Source organism: Chitinophaga sp. W2I13, from assembly GCF_050434005.1.
Classification (GTDB): domain Bacteria; phylum Bacteroidota; class Bacteroidia; order Chitinophagales; family Chitinophagaceae; genus Chitinophaga.
On record NZ_JBNPWD010000001.1, the window covers coordinates 3,072,653 to 3,091,001 of the forward strand.

At 39.7% G+C, this 18,349-nt stretch carries 20 protein-coding genes; 18 read left to right on the top strand and 2 right to left on the bottom strand.

Annotation, left to right across the window (positions count from 1 at the left end):
* Nucleotide 1: 1 nt before the first annotated feature.
* From QFZ48_RS12630 to QFZ48_RS12710, 17 genes are all read left to right on the top strand, one after another.
* On the top strand, nt 2-1,147 hold the full coding sequence (locus QFZ48_RS12630; RefSeq protein WP_429042534.1) for a LegC family aminotransferase: 1,146 nt from the start codon (nt 2-4) through the stop codon (nt 1,145-1,147).
* Between the two features lie 19 nt (nt 1,148-1,166).
* Complete coding sequence (locus tag QFZ48_RS12635; RefSeq protein WP_370908565.1) at nt 1,167-1,391, top strand: acyl carrier protein; 225 nt, start codon at nt 1,167-1,169, stop codon at nt 1,389-1,391.
* Nucleotides 1,392-1,438: 47 nt separating this feature from the next.
* Nucleotides 1,439-2,194, top strand: a complete 756-nt coding sequence (locus QFZ48_RS12640) for an SDR family NAD(P)-dependent oxidoreductase (RefSeq protein WP_429062495.1) — start codon at nt 1,439-1,441, stop codon at nt 2,192-2,194.
* 8 nt (nt 2,195-2,202) lie between these two features.
* Nucleotides 2,203-3,204 carry a 3-oxoacyl-ACP synthase III family protein gene (locus tag QFZ48_RS12645; protein WP_429062497.1) on the top strand — a complete coding sequence of 334 codons (1,002 nt, stop codon included), beginning with the start codon at nt 2,203-2,205 and terminating at the stop codon, nt 3,202-3,204.
* Between the two features lie 36 nt (nt 3,205-3,240).
* Entirely contained in the window at nt 3,241-3,876 is a 636-nt protein-coding gene (locus QFZ48_RS12650; protein ID WP_429042526.1) for an acetyltransferase, read from the top strand.
* A 2-nt stretch (nt 3,877-3,878) separates the two neighbouring features.
* The gene (gene neuB, locus QFZ48_RS12655; protein WP_429062499.1) at nt 3,879-4,886 is read left to right on the top strand and encodes an N-acetylneuraminate synthase; all 1,008 of its coding nucleotides are present in this window, start codon (nt 3,879-3,881) and stop codon (nt 4,884-4,886) included.
* Nucleotides 4,887-4,897: 11 nt separating this feature from the next.
* On the top strand, nt 4,898-5,836 hold the full coding sequence (locus QFZ48_RS12660) for a GNAT family N-acetyltransferase (RefSeq protein ID WP_429062501.1): 939 nt from the start codon (nt 4,898-4,900) through the stop codon (nt 5,834-5,836).
* A 15-nt stretch (nt 5,837-5,851) separates the two neighbouring features.
* Complete coding sequence (gene neuC, locus QFZ48_RS12665; protein ID WP_429042517.1) at nt 5,852-7,027, top strand: UDP-N-acetylglucosamine 2-epimerase; 1,176 nt, start codon at nt 5,852-5,854, stop codon at nt 7,025-7,027.
* A gap of 50 nt (nt 7,028-7,077) precedes the next feature.
* Nucleotides 7,078-7,752, top strand: coding sequence for a PIG-L deacetylase family protein (locus QFZ48_RS12670; protein ID WP_370908558.1), 675 nt, complete (start codon nt 7,078-7,080; stop codon nt 7,750-7,752).
* The gene (locus QFZ48_RS12675) at nt 7,752-8,795 is read left to right on the top strand and encodes a nucleotidyltransferase family protein (RefSeq protein WP_429042513.1); all 1,044 of its coding nucleotides are present in this window, start codon (nt 7,752-7,754) and stop codon (nt 8,793-8,795) included. The genes QFZ48_RS12670 and QFZ48_RS12675 overlap by 1 nt, the downstream gene beginning before the upstream one ends.
* A 1-nt stretch (nt 8,796) precedes the next feature.
* Nucleotides 8,797-9,510, top strand: coding sequence for a cytidylyltransferase domain-containing protein (locus QFZ48_RS12680; RefSeq protein WP_429062503.1), 714 nt, complete (start codon nt 8,797-8,799; stop codon nt 9,508-9,510).
* A complete protein-coding gene (locus tag QFZ48_RS12685; RefSeq protein ID WP_429062505.1) occupies nt 9,507-9,884 on the top strand; it encodes a Gfo/Idh/MocA family oxidoreductase in 378 nt (125 codons plus the stop codon). The genes QFZ48_RS12680 and QFZ48_RS12685 overlap by 4 nt, the downstream gene beginning before the upstream one ends.
* 28 nt (nt 9,885-9,912) lie before the next feature.
* The gene (locus tag QFZ48_RS12690; protein ID WP_429065497.1) at nt 9,913-10,443 is read left to right on the top strand and encodes a Gfo/Idh/MocA family protein; all 531 of its coding nucleotides are present in this window, start codon (nt 9,913-9,915) and stop codon (nt 10,441-10,443) included.
* A complete protein-coding gene (locus tag QFZ48_RS12695; protein WP_429042505.1) occupies nt 10,421-11,164 on the top strand; it encodes an SDR family oxidoreductase in 744 nt (247 codons plus the stop codon). Before QFZ48_RS12690 ends, QFZ48_RS12695 begins: the two co-directional genes overlap by 23 nt.
* Before the next feature lie 279 nt (nt 11,165-11,443).
* The gene (locus QFZ48_RS12700) at nt 11,444-12,736 is read left to right on the top strand and encodes a hypothetical protein (protein ID WP_429062507.1); all 1,293 of its coding nucleotides are present in this window, start codon (nt 11,444-11,446) and stop codon (nt 12,734-12,736) included.
* Between the two features lie 6 nt (nt 12,737-12,742).
* Complete coding sequence (locus tag QFZ48_RS12705; protein WP_429062509.1) at nt 12,743-14,554, top strand: hypothetical protein; 1,812 nt, start codon at nt 12,743-12,745, stop codon at nt 14,552-14,554.
* Between the two features lie 39 nt (nt 14,555-14,593).
* Nucleotides 14,594-15,841 (top strand): glycosyltransferase family 4 protein, encoded by a 1,248-nt coding sequence (locus QFZ48_RS12710; protein WP_429042496.1) that lies wholly within the window; start codon nt 14,594-14,596, stop codon nt 15,839-15,841.
* Between the two features lie 13 nt (nt 15,842-15,854).
* On the opposite strand, the gene QFZ48_RS12715 is transcribed toward QFZ48_RS12710, so the two are convergent.
* Entirely contained in the window at nt 15,855-16,553 is a 699-nt protein-coding gene (locus QFZ48_RS12715) for a class I SAM-dependent methyltransferase (protein WP_370908550.1), read from the bottom strand.
* A gap of 15 nt (nt 16,554-16,568) precedes the next feature.
* Nucleotides 16,569-17,300: a TylF/MycF/NovP-related O-methyltransferase gene (locus QFZ48_RS12720; protein ID WP_429042493.1), complete on the bottom strand. Its 732-nt coding sequence runs from the start codon at nt 17,298-17,300 to the stop codon at nt 16,569-16,571.
* Nucleotides 17,301-17,767: 467 nt separating this feature from the next.
* Here QFZ48_RS12720 and QFZ48_RS12725 point away from each other — a divergent pair, with 467 nt between their 5' ends.
* The gene (locus tag QFZ48_RS12725; protein ID WP_429042490.1) at nt 17,768-18,337 is read left to right on the top strand and encodes an acyltransferase; all 570 of its coding nucleotides are present in this window, start codon (nt 17,768-17,770) and stop codon (nt 18,335-18,337) included.
* The last annotated feature ends 12 nt before the right edge of the window (nt 18,338-18,349 follow it).

Genomic DNA, 18,349 nt, shown 5'->3' on the forward strand with positions numbered 1-18,349 from the left:
TATGGATTTTGAGCCCATTATAAATTTCATCAGGACAGTTTTTAACCAGCAAGATACTTTTATACCATTACATGCTCCCCGTTTTACAGGTAACGAGAAAAAGTATGTTTTAGATACAATAGATTCCACTTTTGTTTCCTCTGTAGGTGCTTATGTTACGCAGTTTGAGAAGATGATGACTGAGATTACAGGCGCAAAATATGCTGTTGCTACCGTAAATGGCACAACAGCCCTGCATCTGGCACTTTTGCTGGCTGGTGTGAAAAATGGAGATGAGGTGATTACGCAGCCGCTTACATTTGTAGCTACGGCCAATGCCATTGTTCACGCAGGTGGAATACCTGTATTTGTAGATGTGGACAGGGATACAATGGGGATGTCGCCAATAAGCCTGGAACAGTTTTTACACGATCACACTTATATTGATAGTAGCGGAAATTGCATCAACAAAGTATCCGGGAAGCGGATCGCAGCGTGCGTGCCGATGCACACTTTTGGGTTTCCATTGAGGATCCAGGATATTTCAAATATTTGCAGGAAATACAATATTGCTTTGGTTGAAGATGCTGCGGAGTCACTCGGTAGCTATTATAATGGCAAGCATACAGGTACAATCGGAAAAATAGGCACCTTCAGTTTTAATGGCAATAAAACCGTAACCTGTGGTGCGGGAGGAGCAATTGTTACTGATGATGAATCCATAGCATTGCATGCGAAGCATTTATCCACAACAGCAAAGCAGCCCCATGCCTGGGAGTTTGTACACGATGAGGTAGGCTATAACTACCGAATGTCGAATCTTAATGCAGCTTTGGCCTGTGCACAGCTGGAACAACTGGAAATGATGTTGCAGAACAAACGGGAACTCGCTGATTTATATGCTGAATTCTTTACGGGAACGGACATAAAGTTTGTAAGGGAAATTGAGAACACAAAGGCTAATTACTGGTTAAATGCAATCATTTTGCCGGATCATACGGCCCAGCATTTGTTTCTTAAAGAAACGAACGAGCAGAAGGTAATGACAAGGCCAATCTGGAGATTGATGAATAAATTGCAGATGTATGCTGCATGCCAATCTACAGATCTCACAAATGCTTTATGGCTGGAAGAAAGAGTCGTTAATCTGCCAAGCAGTGTTAGATAATTATATTAAATACTAATAAATGGGAATACAAGAGTTTATTACAAAATTTGAGCAGCAGCTTGAAGATGTTGAGCCAGGCACAATCACAGCCGCCACTAACTATCGTGAATTAGAGGAGTGGGATTCAATGACCAGTCTCGTTATAATTGCTATGGTCGACAGGGAATATAATAAACAGATCTCGGGAAATGATATTATGAATGCTGCTACTGTTGAGGAGTTGTATAATATCATTGCGAAATAGAAGATAGTTTTCAACTATATAGTAATTGCATAATAATAGTTTGATTGATGCCAGAATCCCCGTTTAATCTTCAAGAGAAAACAATACTTATTACCGGAGCATCGTCCGGTATCGGTAAGCAAATTGCGATCTCGATTGCGTCGATGGGCGCGAAAGTTATTTTAGCGGCAAGAAACGCTGAGAAACTAACGAACGTTAAGGAGCTGCTTGATGGGTCCGGCCATATTGTGTTATCATTAGATATTACAGATGAAATTGCAATTGCTGCGGCTGTTGATAAGATACCTCCTCTAGATGGAATTGTTCATGCAGCTGGTATATTGAAGCTTGCTCCAATAAAAATACTGGACTTCGATCAGTTAAAGCAGATTACTGAAACCAATTACCTGGCTCCTGTTAATCTTACACGCCTTTTGTTGAATAAAAAAAAGATTCAATCAGCCGCCTCGGTGGTTTTTCTGACTTCTGTGAATGGAGTCTATACTGCAGTTAAAGGTTTTGGAGCCTATGCCGGTTCAAAAAGTGCACTTAACAGCATAAGTAAAGTAATGGCGCTGGAATATGCCTCCCGGAAGATCAGGTTTAATACCATCGCTCCTGGCATGATAAAAACAGAGATGTATCATGAGATGATAAAACAAGTGTCTGACGAGAGCGTGAAAGAAGATAAATTGAAGTATCCTTTAGGCGATTATGGTGAGCCGGAAGATGTTGCGAATGCAGCTATCTTTCTGCTTTCAGCTGCCAGCAAATGGATTACCGGAACAACTTTGGTTGTGGATGGAGGTTTAACAATTATATGAGGTTAAAGATGATAACACTTGATGCAATTTCATATTATTTACCGGAGGAAACATTGACCAATGATGACCTTCATGAATTATTTCCTGATTGGTCAGTAAATAAAATAGCTGCCAAAACCGGTGTGATAGAGCGTCGGATTGCAGCAAAAGATGAGTTTGCTTCGTCGATGGCTATCAAGGCAGCAAGCAAGTTGTTTGAGGAACATAAAATAACTCCTTCGGAGATACAATTTATTTTACTGTGCACGCAAAGCCCGGATTATTTTTTACCTACAACGGCTTGTATTGTGCAGCACGCTTTAGGTATTCCAACCACGGCAGGTGCCCTCGATTTTAATCTTGGTTGTTCCGGCTACGTATATGGCTTGAGCCTCGCTAAAGGATTAATTTGTTCCGGAGACGTGGAGAACGTTTTATTGATAACTTCAGAAACATACAGTAAGCATATTCATGATCACGATAAAAGTGTAAGAACTATTTTTGGAGATGCTGCCAGTGCAACTTTCATTAAAAGAAACGGTCACGGGGCAGACATACGGGCTATTACTTTTGGTACTGACGGTAGCGGTGCGGAAAACCTCATAGTGAAAGGAGGTGGTATGCGCTATCCCCGTGTCTCAGATTCTGAAGGTACCATTCCCAGTCCTAATGGCTTATCTGGTACCACCTTATTCATGAATGGCGCCGAGATATTTTCGTTTACCCTCAGATCTGTGCCGGTGATGGTGAAACAGGTATTACAAAAGAATAGTCTGGAACAAGAGGATATTGATCTGTTTGTTTTTCACCAGGCCAACAAGTATATGCTTGATCATTTACGACTTAAACTTGGAATCCCGGAAGAGAAGTTTTTTGTTAGCATGGCCAATTGTGGAAATACGGTCTCATCTACCATTCCCATAGCCCTTAAACAGGCGGAGGAGCAGAAGAAGATTAAATCAGGTATGAAGGTATTGGTGGCTGGTTTCGGTGTGGGATATTCCTGGGGCGCAGGAATTATACAGTATTAACAGCTTAAATAGTCCTTTGTCGGAAAAAATAATGATATGGGGAAACCACTGATTTTAATAGGAGGAGGAGGACATGCAAAATCATGTATCGATGTAATTGAGGAATCAGGGAACTTTACAATTGAAGGAATTATTGATGTTCCGGATAAATTGGATTCGCAGGTATTGGGTTACAGGGTTATTGGAAATGACAATGATATTGCCGGACTGATAAAGCAGGGCTACTGGTTTCTCATAACCATTGGCCAGATTAAATCAGCACTGCCACGAACAAAGACGTGGCAATTATTGTCATCAAATAATGCAAATATAGCTACTGTGATTTCTCCATTGTCGCATGTTTCAAAATATGCTATTGTAAACAAAGGCAGTATCATCATGCATGGAGCTTATATCAATGCGGGAGCAGTAATCGGATGCAATGCTATCATCAATACAAGGGCTGTGATTGAGCATGACTCCACCATCGGTGATCATTGTCATATTTCTACCGGTGTATTGGTGAATGGGAGTTGTAAAATCGGCGAAGAAGTATTTGTGGGAAGTGGTGCAACAATTAACCATGGTGTAAATATTGTCAATGATGTCAGGATAGGTTCCGGCTCATTAGTCCATAAAAATATTAAAGAACCGGGCACTTACATAGGTGTTCCATTTACAAGAATTGCATGAGCATGAATAGTACGATTATAATTGCAGAAGCAGGTGTTAATCACAATGGCAGCATTGAACTGGCAAAGGCGCTCATCGATGCGGCTTCCGATGCAGGAGTTGATTACGTGAAGTTTCAAACATTTAAAGCGGAAAATATAGCCAGTAAGCATGCACGTAAAGCGGATTACCAACTGAGAAATACCGGAATACAGGCCGAAGATCAGGTGAGTATGTTAAAGAAGCTTGAACTGACCCCCGAAGCCCATGACGAGCTTATTTTATACTGCAACGAAAAGAATATCAGTTTCCTTTCTACCCCATTTGATCTCGAAAGCATTGATTTACTCAAGTCAATGGGAATTAAGTTAGGAAAGATCCCATCAGGAGAAATTACCAATTTGCCATATCTGAGAAAAATGGCGCAAAGTTTTAAGGAGCTTATTCTCTCTACGGGTATGGCCACGATAGAGGAAGTAGCAGCGGCATTGGATGTTATATTTGCCGAAGGTAAAACCGCGAAAGAAGTTACTGTACTGCATTGTACCAGCGAATATCCGGCACCGGTTGAAGATATCAATCTTAAAGCTATGCTTCAAATGAAAGAGAAATTTGATATTGCTGTTGGATATTCTGATCATACCCTGGGAATAGAAGTGCCTGTTGCTGCTGTTGCATTAGGTGCCACTCTTGTGGAAAAACACTTCACGTTGGATAAGACTATGGAGGGACCAGATCATGCAGCCTCGCTCGATCCTACTGAGTTGAAGCAGATGGTAGCTGCCATCCGGAATATTGAAAAAGCACTTGGTACAGGAAATAAGGCTCCTACTGCTATCGAAGAGAAGAACAAATTGGTGGCAAGAAAAAGTATTGTGGCCGCTGCTGATATAAAGAAAGGGGAACTGTTTTCCGAAAAAAACCTCACTGTTAAACGACCGGGGAATGGTATCAGCCCCATGGAATGGGATCATGTTATTGGCAAAATAGCCGTGAAGGATTTTGAAGCAGATGAACTGATCACACTTTAAATAAGATAACTATGGAAATCCGTGATTATACAGGTGGAGATGAGAATGAGATAATAAAACTGTTCGAACTGGTTTTTGGGAAACCAATGCCTATAGCATACTGGCGCTGGCGGTTTAAAGATAATCCATGTAATAAGTACGCAATAAAATTGATGTGGAATGAACAGAAACTGATTGGTCATTATGCTGTTTCCCCCGTGTTATTGGATGTCGCAGGAAAACAACAGCTAACAGGTCTTTCCATGACCACCATGACACATCCGGAGTACACAGGATTAGGAATATTCCAGCAATTATCTGAGGCACTATACAAGGATATGATGCAGATTCACGGGATGACGGCAGTATGGGGATTTCCTAACAATAATTCCCATAGAGGATTTATTAAAAATCTGGACTGGAAAGATATAACAACCATACCAATGATGTCTTGCGATGTAGCCGTTATAACAGCTAAAAAGTCGGCATCGCTTAGTATCGTTACTAAGTTTACAACTCAGCATGAAGATTTGCACACAGGAATATTTAATAACTACAGTGTAAAAGTGAAGAGAAGCACGGAATATTTGAACTGGAGATATATTAATAATCCCTCCAATAAATATGTGATTCTGGAAAACACTTCCGGGGATGAAGGATTTGTGGTGCTAAAAGAATTCCAGCTTTCCGGTAAGAAAAAGCAATTAGATATTGTCGAATGGTGCTTCGCAGATAATGAGAGAATTACAAAAGTAGTACTTCAGCATCTTGCAGCATTATTTCCTGCGGAAGAGTATGAAAAATTTAATATTTGGATACCGCTGAAAGATGGCAGGCATTTATCTTTTGAGAAGCTAGGATTTAGCAACGGTCTGCCGGTAACTTATTTCGGAATCCGGAGCTTTGCTTCCCAGACGGTGGAATCCGCAGATAATTGGTGGTTCCAGCTTGGAGATTCAGATGTTTATTAATAACCCCCACTGCAAATGATTCAAAAACGTAAAATATTATTTGTCACAGGCGCAAGATCGGAGTATGATATTATGCAGCCGGTACTTGAACAGTTAAATAACTGTAATGATATTGAACTGAAGTTAATAGTAACGGGAGCTCATCTTTCCGAGACATTTGGCAAAACAGTTAAGAATATAGAAAACGATGGATATGAAATTGCTGACAGGATCTATAATCTAGTTAGTAGTGAAGATAAAGTAGGAAGAGTGGTAGGAATAGGTACCCAGATTACGGGCCTGGCTCATGCTTTTGCACGGGAGCAACCGGACATTATTGTGGTGGTTGGTGACCGTGAGGAGGCTATTACCGTGTCTATGACAGCTGCGTATTTAAGTATTCCGGTAGCTCACCTGGCTGGTGGCGATATTGCTAATGATGGCAATATCGATAACGCTGTCCGATATGCAACTTCCAAGTTTGCGCACATCCATTTTACTTTTCTTGAACAGCATGCCCAGGTATTAAGATTGCTGGGAGAAGATGACTTCAGGATTTTTAATACAGGGAATCCTGCATTGGATAAATTTGTTCATTGCCCGGTGATTCCAAAAAATGAAATTGCGCCGCTAAAGGTATTGAAAACAGGCGACGAGCCATATTTGGTTTTAATACAGCACCCAATTATAACCGAAGCCACTGATGCGGGTAAGCAGATAGTGGAAACATTGGAGGCAGTCGTTGATCTGGGCATAAAGTGTTTTATTAATTATCCCAATTCTGATGCAGGGAACTTCGCCATCATAGAGATGATAGGTAAATATGCCGGTGAGTATCCTGAAATTTTTTACCTGTTTAAAAATCTGGACCGGGTCAATTATATTAACTTACTCAGAAATGCCGCTGTGCTGATTGGAAATTCAAGTTCCGGTATATTGGAAGCGCCTTCCATTGGCCTGCCGGTTGTAAATATTGGTAGCCGTCAACGCGAACGGTTTAGTGCCGGAAATGTAATTTATGTTGACTATAACAGAGTGGAAATTGCAACAGCCATCCGGGAATCGATTTATAACCCTGTTTACCGTGCTGCCGTAAAAGGCATAGTGAATCCTTACGGAGATGGCAATAGTGCAAAGAAAATAAGTGATGTGCTGAGAAGTATTTCTATAAATGATAAGTTGATATATAAAAATATCACTTATAAGGTTTAGTGATTTTATCTGATATAGCCAATTGGTTATATTTTAATATCTATAGTATTATGGCAAATATTATTATTATATCTGCACATCCTGATGACGAGGTAATAGGTGCTGGAGGTACATTACTGAAGCATACGAAGAATGGCGATAACATTTTTTGGCTGATTGTTACCAAACTGTTTGAAGAGTATGGATTCAGTCAGGAAAGAATTCATAGCCGTCAACAGGAGATTGAAAAAGTTGCCAGCTTATTGGGGATAAAGGAGACCTTTCAACTCGACTATCCTACAATGCATTTACATGGCGCCTCGCTAATAGAAATGGTTCCGAAGATCTCAGATATTTTTAAACAGGTGGACCCGGAATATGTATATGTTATGAATCGGTCGGATGCACATAGTGATCACAGGGTTGTTTTTGACGCGGTTGTGGCATGTACTAAATCATTCCGGTATCCCGGAATCAAAAGAGTGCTAATGTATGAGTGTCTCTCGGAAACAGAGTTTGCACCTGCCTTGCCAGAGAAAGTATTTATGCCTAATTATTATGTGGATATTTCTGCATTTATAGAAGATAAACTCTCCATAATGGAAATATATGAATCAGAATTAGGAGAACATCCGTTTCCCAGAAGTCTGGAAAATATCAGAGCACTAGCGCATTTTCGGGGTGCGAGTGTGGGTGTAAGATACGCGGAAGCTTTTCAATTGATCAAATTTATTGATAAGGTCTAATGGAATTTACTAAACATCTTATATCAGGGAATGCCAGTATTAAAGATGCGCTTAATAAACTGAATTTATTGGCGATTGATGCTGTACTGTTTGTCGTAGATGATAGCAATAGACTGATCGGATCACTTACTGATGGTGACATCAGGAGAGGATTTATCAAGGGCCTTACATTTGATACTCCCATAATGGAGTATATCCAACCAGATCCTATATTCATTTATAAGGATAACTATTCTATTGATCAACTGGAAATATTCGCAAAAAAGAATTTAAAAATAATCCCGATAATAGATAACAGCCGTAGGATTATTGACATTCTGAACCTGCGTATTAAGTCATCGTTGTTGCCGCTGGATACTGTATTGATGGCAGGGGGAAGAGGAGAACGTTTGATCCCGCTGACAGACAAATGTCCCAAGCCGTTGTTGAAAGTTGGGAATAAACCTATTATTGAACACAATATAGACAGATTAGCCAGTTACGGAATAAACCGTATCATCATAAGTATCAGGTATCTGGGTGATCAGATAAAAGAGTATTTCAATGATGGCTCTTCCAAAGATGTGAATATTCAATATGTTGAGGAAGATGTTCCTTTAGGCACCTTTGGGGCGCTAAGCCTGGTCGAGTCGTTCAATACAGAGAATATTTTATTAATGAACTCTGACATTCTGACCAACATTGATTTTGCTGATTTTTACAAATCGTTTATTGATGCCGACGCAGATTTAATGGTGGCGAGCATTCCATACCAGGTGAAAGTTCCTTATGCCGTATTAGAAATAGATAATGGCCAGGTAATTTCATTTGATGAAAAGCCTACCTACAGCTATTACTCGAATGGGGGAATCTATCTATTTAAAAGAAGCCTGCTTGAGTTCCTGCCAGTAGGTTCTTTCTATAATGCTACCGATTTTATGGAAATGCTGATTTCAAAAAAACGGAAAGTGGTTCATTATCCAATTCTTGGCTATTGGTTGGATATAGGAAGACATGAGGATTTTGAGAAGGCCCAGAATGACATTAAACATATCAAATTCTAAAATGAGTATATTAATTACCATATGTGCCAGGGGAGGGTCCAAAGGAATACCAGGAAAGAATATACGTTCCATGGCAGGTAAACCCTTGATCGGTTATACCATTGAGATGGCGAAGAATTTTGCATCAACAAAGAACTGTGTAATAGCTCTTTCTACGGACTCGGAGGAGATTATTAGTACCGCGGCGGGTTTCGGACTGGCTACCGATTATAAAAGGAGCGCTGAACTTGCAACAGATACTATTGGTAAAATGCCGGTGATTATCGATTTGATGCATTTTGAGGAGAAGAAAAGGGGAGTAACATTTGACTATCTGATTGATCTTGATATAACTTCTCCTTTCAGAACAGCCAACGATCTCGACATAGCGCTGCGGATGCTGACGGCTGATGAGGAAGCAGTGAATATTTTTTCTGTTAGTCCAGCTAAACGGAATCCGTATTTCAACATGGTAGAAGCGAATAAAAACGGGTATTTTGAACTGGCAAAAAAGGGAGAATTTGTAACGAGGCAGTCAGCACCCAAGGTTTACGACATGAACGCTTCATTCTATATCTATAAGAGAAGATTTTTTGATGGCGGGTTTCATACGGCTGTTACGAATAGATCGCTTGTATATGAAATTCCTCATATGTGCTTTGATCTTGATGATGAGGTTGACTTTGACTTTATGGAATACTTGTTGGTCAATAATAAACTGGATTTCATATTATGAAAGTACTGATCATTGGCCTCGGATCAATTGCTCAAAAGCATATTCAGGCATTAACAAACATCAGTAGCGGTGAAATTTCGTTATATGCCCTTCGTAGTAGCGCGTTACCCAATCAAGTTCCTAACATTACCAATATTTCTTCTATCGGGGAGGCGGGAGTCTCTTTCGATTTTGTTATAGTTTCCAATCCTACTTTTTCTCATTACGATACGCTCCGCAAATTACTGGATTACAACATTCCGCTTTTTATTGAAAAACCACTTTTTCATACACTTGAGGGTGGGCAGCAGTTGGTTGACCAGATCATTAGTAGTAAAGTAAAAAACTTATATAGCCTGCAATCTGCGATTCCATCCATGTATTGTATTTATTAAAGATCTGCTCCGCCAAAAGAGTCAACGGATAAACGAAGTGAACATCTATGCTGGTTCGTATTTACCAGACTGGAGGCCGGGAATTGATTACAGACAGGTTTACAGCGCAAATGAAAAAATGGGAGGCGGAGTACATCTTGACCTGATCCATGAACTCGACTATGTGACCTGGCTTTGGGGAACACCTAATTCATCAGCCGCTACCCTTAGAAGCACTTCTTCATTGAATATCGATGCCGTTGATTACGCTAATTATCTCCTTCAGTATGAGCAATTCACCGTTAATATTGTACTGAATTATTATAGAAGAGATACAAAAAGGACCTGTGAAATATTATTTGAAGACAATACTGTTTCTATAGATTTGATAAAGCAAAAGGTCTGGTGTAATGAGGAATTGATATTTTCATCAGACATAGATCCACTATATACATATAAAGAACAGATGAAGTATTTCATTTCAGCTATAAAAGAGGATAACGGTTATATAATGAATGATATCCAATCTGCTTTTAATGTTTTAAAAATTTGTTTGAATGATGAGCAAGTTAAAAGATAAGGTGATTGCTGTTACAGGAGGAAACGGGCAATTGGGCAGCAATTTTGTTACATATCTGCGTGGCCATGGTGCAAAGGTAATTGCTATTGATAAGGTAATTACCACTGAAGATGACTTTAACCTGTGCGCTGACGTGACAGATGAGCAATCCATCAAACAGGCTTTGCAGATAATTCTGGACAGGTTTGGCGCTATTGATGGATGGGTGAATAATGCTTATCCAAGAACCGACGATTGGGGTAGACTTCCTTTTAACGAGGAATCAATGGAATCGTTTGAGAAGAATGTTAACTGGCATTTAGTCGGCTACGTAAAATGCTGCCAGATTGTACTGAATCAGATGATGAAGCAAAAAAAGGGCTCCCTGGTAAATGTTGCATCTATTTATGGTATTACCGGACCGGATTTTACCATATATGAAGGAACACCAATAATAAACCCTTCTGCATATGCAGCTATAAAAGGTGGGGTCATTAATTTTACCAGATATCTTGCAGCCTTTTATGGTCCTCATAATGTTAGGGTAAACTGTATTTCCCCGGGCGGCATATTTAATCATCAGCCAGAGAAATTCATTGAACAATATGAACATAAAGTTCCTCTAAGAAGACTTGGCACACCTGCAGATATTTCGCCTTCTGTTGGATTTTTGCTAAGTGATGATGCCGTATATATCACGGGGCATAATCTGGTTGTTGATGGCGGGTGGACTGTCATTTAATGACCTAATACTAAAAACGTAATTCAAACGATCCGCGTAATGTTGGGTAAGTACATCAAAATATATTTGTGGCAGTTTATTTCTATCCTGCTGAATTTCGGAACTTTATTCGTAGTAACACCTTTTTTGTCTTCAAATAAATCGTTATTTGGTATCTATACCATTATAGTTTCATTGAACATTTTCCTGTCTTACGCGGATTTTGGCTTCATTTCCGCCGGGTTAAAATATGCAAGTGAATCATACGCCAGAAACGACAGGAAAGGAGAAATAAAGATTGTGGGATTTGTTGCATTTATCTTCACCGTATTTGTGGGATTATTCCTGGTTATTATGCTGGGCATTTCTTTTCGTCCTGATTTAATTGTTAATGGTCTGAAACCTGACGAAACAAAAACTGCCAGTACCTTACTGGTTTTATTGGCTTTGTTTTCTCCAACCTTTATCCTGCAGCGTATGTTGCAGGTCATTTTTTCGGTAAGGATGGAGGATTATCATTTTCAGCGCCTGCTGATAGTATCCAATTTGTGCAAAATATTGTCTACTTTTTATTTCTTTGGAAGAGGAGAATATTCGCTGGTGGGGTATTTTCTATTTACCCAAATATGTAATGCGGTAGCAATGATAGCCGGATTGTGGCAGGTGAAAAAGCGACTGAATTATGATCTGTTTTTTTTACTTCGCTCGTTTAAATATTCCAGGGAGTTATTTGATAAAACAAAGAAGCTAGCCTTTAGCTCCGTTTTTCTCACAGTCTGCTGGATACTTTATTATCAGCTTGATCCTTTTGTAATTGGGAAAATGATAGGCGCGGATGCGGTAGCGGTGTATGCAATTGGTCTTACTATGCTGACCTATATCAGGTCGTTGTATGGGATCTTGTTTTCGCCATTTACAGCAAGATTTAATCACTATCTCGGAGCCAATGATATTGAGGGGCTGAAGCGGGTTTTTGTGAATGTCCTGGTAATAACCCTACCATTAACGCTTTTTCCCGTTATTTGCCTTTCCATCACTTCTGAGGCGTTAGTTATTAACTGGGTAGGACATGGCTATGCTTCCTCTGTATTTATCACACAATTGCTGATACTTTGTTATAGTTTAAGTTTTATCTCGTCTCCGGCGGGTATCCTCATTATGGCGTATGAAAAGGTGAAGATGATATATGTTACAAGTGCTATGTTGCCAGTTATTTTCTGGGTTGGTATCGCCGTTACCTATTCATTCTGGGGACTTACTTCCTTTGCGATATTCAAGTTGTTGTCGTTTGTTTTGTCGGCACTGGCGTATTTTTTTATGAGTTGTAAATTATTACAATTCAATGTGAAGGATACAATAAGAACCGTATTATTACCGGCAGTTTTACCAGCTCTGGCGGTAATAATATCATGTATATTTGTTAAATCGTACATACCGATAGGACATAACAGGTTAAACCTGTTCTGGTATTTACTTATCATTGGTACTATTTGTCTGATGGGATTATTTTTATATTACATCTGTTCCCGTATTTTCAGAAAGTATGTATTAGAGATGATAAGCCAGCTAAAACCAAAACTTTTTTTTAAATAGGACTAAATGGAACGTGCATTTGTTGGTATTCCTGAAAGGGATTTTAACAGGGTCTTTATTGTGGAAGACAGGAACCACTGGAATTCTTGTAAACCATTGTTTAATGAAGAAACAGATCTCGTGTTGGTAATAGATCTGGGCTTGATGAAAATGCTGGAAAAGGAAAAAATAGAAGTTTTTTATTTAGATAATATACTTGACAGAAATTACCTTGAAGAGAGAAACTATGAATTGCATCATTTTCTGAATAAGTGGTATCTCGACAAAGATGGAAATGACATTATTGTTTATAAAGGAGTGCCGGTTGGAAGCGCTTATCTTTTAAACATACTTAATGATGTGACCTATAACTTTCACTTCTTTATTTATTTGAGTGCAGTCAAGGTTGTATCATGCAGGGAAATCATTTGTGCGGTAACGGATGAAGTAATCAAAAAGTGGGTGAAGATACTTCTCCCCGCGGCAAGATTTATAGAAGAAGTGGATGGCAGCGAAGTGCCAGCTTATTATTTCCCGATATCTGCCTGGATGGAGGAGAAAATGAAAACGGACACATTTGTAAAAAAAATAAAGCGTTGGGGGGTAGGCCTATTCGAGTATATAGGCAGGGTAAGAGAAACCTTAATGAGAAACGACGCTCCCGCCATTTACCTGCAAAATTATCATCCAACTTTTCCTATCATTGATGAATTAAAAAAGAATCGTGATGTCAAAGTCATCATGGCAAATTATTCGAGCCCGGTTAACGCGTTGAAAGAACGGAGGGTATTTTACCGTAACAGAACGATACCCGCTGATATAATAGAATCCAGCCTGACCGCTTTCAAAAACAGGTCATTTTACGACTGGAAAATTGATGGCTTTGATATAGGCGCCAATTTGCTGGAATTGATTGTTCCCAAATTGCCCAAACTTCTGCAAAGTGCTTTTTCGCGGATTGAGGATATTGAGAATTATTTTGGTCCGCAAGATGTGCGGCTAATGGTACCTGTAACAGAGCTGTGGCTTGAGAATAACCTCATTATCAATTATTGTAAGTTAAAAGGTATCCCGGTTTATATGATCATCAATGGCTTATTGGTGAATAACTTTTCCTATGATGCGAGAAGAGTCGATTGGGTAAATAGTTATAGTGAGGCGATTAAGGAAGATTACTTTGGAGGAATGGATAATGCAATCTGTCTTGGCGACCCGAGAATGGACCATTATAGCAATCAGCAGCCTAAGGTTATTGACAGGGAGAATCCTGTTATTATTATTGGTGCGGGAGGTTATAATCTTATTGATATGAACTCCTATTTAGCCTACGAATTTGACTTCCTATATGATTTACTGGAGGTTTTATCGGATCTTGAAGGGGAGGGCTACAAACATAGTATTGTGTTGAAAGTCAGGGAGAATGGCTATGTTTCACAGTATAGTCGTTTTTTGGATGAGTACTTCCCACATATGAAAGTGCGGATTGAACAGCAAAAACCATTTAAAGAGGTAATAGCAGAAGCTGACTTTTATCTTTCTTTTTATTCACAAACATTGTTTGAGGCATCTATCCTTGGAATACCAGCATTGTACTATAAGAAAGACCAGCATATCATCAACAAACCATTTGATGGTAAATCAGAACTTGTAACGGCGTTTGATAAAACGTCCCTTAAAGAGAAGATCATTGCGTTCTATAAAAAAGACCCGATTTATGATGTTTTTCTTAAGAAATCAGTTCTTGAGAAATATATTGGTAAGCTTGATGGAAAAAACCTTGACAGAAATCTTCAGTTTATCAACAGATTTTTGAGTAAGAACAGAAAGGAAAATAACTAATCTGTTCACCTGACTATTTAACACAGAAGAAGTATTCCAATGAGAAAAGTTCTGATTTACAGTGATTGTTTTGTTTATAGTGGAAGTGAAAATGTCATTGAAAACATTTTGCGCTCAGAAGAAATCCAGGAGGAGTTCTTGTTGAATTTCTATTATGCCTATAATAAGGAATACGAGAAGGGGATCAAAAGAAAGTTTGGCGGAGCCGAAAATGTAAAGTCAGTAAAAAAACTTATCAATCCGTATCCGCAATGGGGACATCCATTGCAATCCGGAGAAATAAAAGGAAAGGCAAAGCGCGTTTATACGAGGGTGTTATATACATTAGGACTGGTTTTTAATAAGATAGGGCTTCTTCAGTTGCATAACGGCCTAGTGTTATTCAGGCTTTTCAAAAGGGAACGGCCTGATATATTATTGATCAATAATGGGGGGTATCCCGCAGCTGAAACATGCAGGATAGCTGCAATTGCCGCCAGGATGGCAGGGATCAGAAGTGTGCTTTTTGTAGTCAATAATATGGCATATCCGCAAAAGAATATTTGGGATAAATGGAAGGACAGATATATTAACAAGTATGTCAGTTACTTTATAACAGCTTCAAAAGCTGCGAGTGACCGGCTGGCTGAGGCCAGGAATTTTGATCAGCAAAAGTGCTTCAATATTCCCAATACTTTATTAACCCAGACAGAAGAAACGAGTATTGCCGGATCAGGGATTTTAAGGCGTGAGTTTGGTGTTGATGATGATAGTATCGTAATGGGGGCCGTGGGGCTGTTGACCCGTAGAAAAGGCTATCACGTTTTAATTACAGCAGTGGCCATGTTAAGACAAAAACAACCATTGGCCAGGTATAAGCTGGTAATATTTGGTGAAGGAGAGGAAAGGTCAGCACTCGAGAAGCTCATAAAGGATTATAATCTGGATGATGTCGTTATTTTGCCGGGCTTCAGGCCAAATGTGATGGAGTATGTGAGGGATATGGATATATTCATAACGCCTTCAATTGCCAATGAGGACTTCCCGTATGTCATCATAGAAGCAATGATGATGGGTAAACCAGTAGTTGGCTCAAGGGTAGCCGGTATCCCGGAGCAGATTGATAACGGGGTGACTGGCTATGTTGTTGCTCCCGATGCTCCGGACGAATTGGTAAATGCTATTCAAAAGATGTTGGACAAAGAAAAAATAGCAACCATGGGGCGTAGCAGTCGGGAGCGATATTTCGAAAAATTCAGCAATCGTCTGATAATGAAACGTTATCTGGAAGTTTTTCGATCAATTTAAACTTTACTGGCGGTTAGCCGTTTTTTTCGCATAAAACAATGTTGTTCAGATATAGGGTTTTCCGCTTAGGCAGGATCTTACTGAGCAGCAGGGCAGAAAGATTCATCCAGATAACCACCACCCTCCAGTAGATACCATTGATGATTCTTATCCTGGATTTGTAGGAAACCATATGGATAATCTGAAGTTGCATGATGGCCTGAATACTGTCACCGGTTTTCTCAATAGATAACACATTAAAACCATGTTTACCCAGCAGCTCCTTTAGTGCGAAAACAGTGTAACGGGCATAGTCATAAGGCTCTTCGTGTTCGGGGAAGGCAAAAGGACAGGTGATCAGCATTTTTCCACCTTTTTTCATCACCCGGTTAATCTCTTTAAGTATATCATCCAGGTTGAAAACATGTTCAAAAACCTCACTACTGAACACTGCATCAAAATGCTCATCAGGAAAAGGAATGGTTTTCCCGTCATAGAATACGTCTACCGGCTCGTCATCATGCAAGTGTGCGGGGTTGTACAGGTCAACACCAACATATTCTTTTACATCGAATAAGCTTCGATATGGTTTGGATCCGCAACCAAAATCCATTAAGGTGCCTTTCAATTGCGGGCAGTATTTCTTTACAGCCTTTAGGATGCCATTACGGACAAGATAAATAGGGTAACGGATATCCGGATTAAAATTATACGGTACTTTATCAGCAGACATAATATAGCGAAGTTATTATTGCTTAATGGCGATTCTTCCGGTATCATCAATACGACTCAGGAAAACAGGAAATTGATATTCATCGAAATACTCGTCTACAGCTTTTCTGGCGCCCTTCCAAAAGCCGTAGTCGTCAATAATAAGAATTCCCCCTCTTTGAAGAAGAGGGAAAAGGTGAATTAATTCATGCTTGGTTGATTCATACCAATCTGTATCCAACCGGAGTAAGGCAATTTTTTGAGGCATCCTGGCAGGAATAGTGTCTTCTACCTTTCCGGCTATATAGTTTATTTTTTCAGGGTTGTATTGGCTCAGGGCCATAGTTTGCTTTACGGTGTCCAATGCAGAGTAAGCCCATATAAGTCCTTTTTTCGCCTGATCCTGTTGCAAAAGGTCAGAGGCATCTTCTCCATTAAAGGTTTCGTCTTCGGCTGAGGGGGCAGACATTCCTTCAAACGTATCGTACAGAAACAATTCCCTGTCGGTATCATTTACGGCCTTCAGTGTCTCAGCAATAGCCAACATACTGCCACCTTTCCAGACACCACACTCCACAATATCCCCCTGAATTTTATATTTATGTATATACTTTACTGCTTCAATAAGACTAAAAACCCTTTCCTGGCTGGTCATTGTAAATGGGGCAACCTTGGCGCAGATACGTTGGTGCTCAGCTTCAAAATCTGCTGGAAACTTCGGTGAAGAATCAAGACGGTTAATAATTTTTCGATAGATTTTCTTTATCATAGTCGTAAACAAATATTATATGCTGAAATAATGAAACATAAATTGGCTTTAAGCCGGTTTTATGTACTATATGCTTATTAAAATAGTTGTATAAATGCAATGGCCTATATTTGTCAGCACATCTCGATTTCCGGGCATCTAATTATCTTTGGCAGACGTTGCTCATCCTTTCGACGGGAACCTCAACGATATAATATACAGAGATATCGTTTTCATAAGATTTAAAGATATTGAAAAAAAATGATCTCTTCTTGTTTATCCCTGTTTTTTGCTGTAAACTTGCGCTAGCAAGGTATTTTGTCTCTGCTGAGAGCGTTTTATTAATTGTAAACAATTTCACCCTGACTTGTTTCCTTTTAAGGAACGGAATCCGGAATTCTCAGTATAGTTGCCGGACTAGTTGCACAAGGTATGGGAAGGACGTCAAGCTTTAAAATCATCAAAACAAGCACGCTTAGATATTTATCATGTTCATCAAAGAATTGAGCGATAAACTGAAATTTTGGAGGCTAGCCGACAGGATAGGGCCTGACATACCTTCTACACATTGGAAGCTACATTTTCAGTCGACCATGTTGAAACTTTGCCAGAAAAAGTTTTATCATTTTGATAAAACCGCCCAGTTCCGGGCCGGAGCATATGCTGTGGGTTGTTCACAGATATCGATAGGGAAGCGGGTGGTTATCCGGCCATGTTCACACTTACATGGGGCGTCTGCCAATCTTGACGTTAGTATCACTATTGAAGATGATGTGCTGATAGGGAGTGGTGTTCATATTTATGTAACAAATCATAATTTTGACAATCCTGAAATACCAATTTATTACCAGGGACATTATCCGTCCAGGCCTGTAGTGCTGAAAAAAGGATGTTGGATAGGAGCTAATGCAATTATTCTTCCCGGGGTAACTGTCGGGGAAAACAGCGTGATTGGGGCCGGATCAGTTGTAACCAGATCTGTACCCGATAGAGTGGTTGCCGGGGGAATTCCTGCCAAAGTAATAAAATCGCTGGAAGATGCAGCTAAGAAAAGCTGAGGTACGGAACGG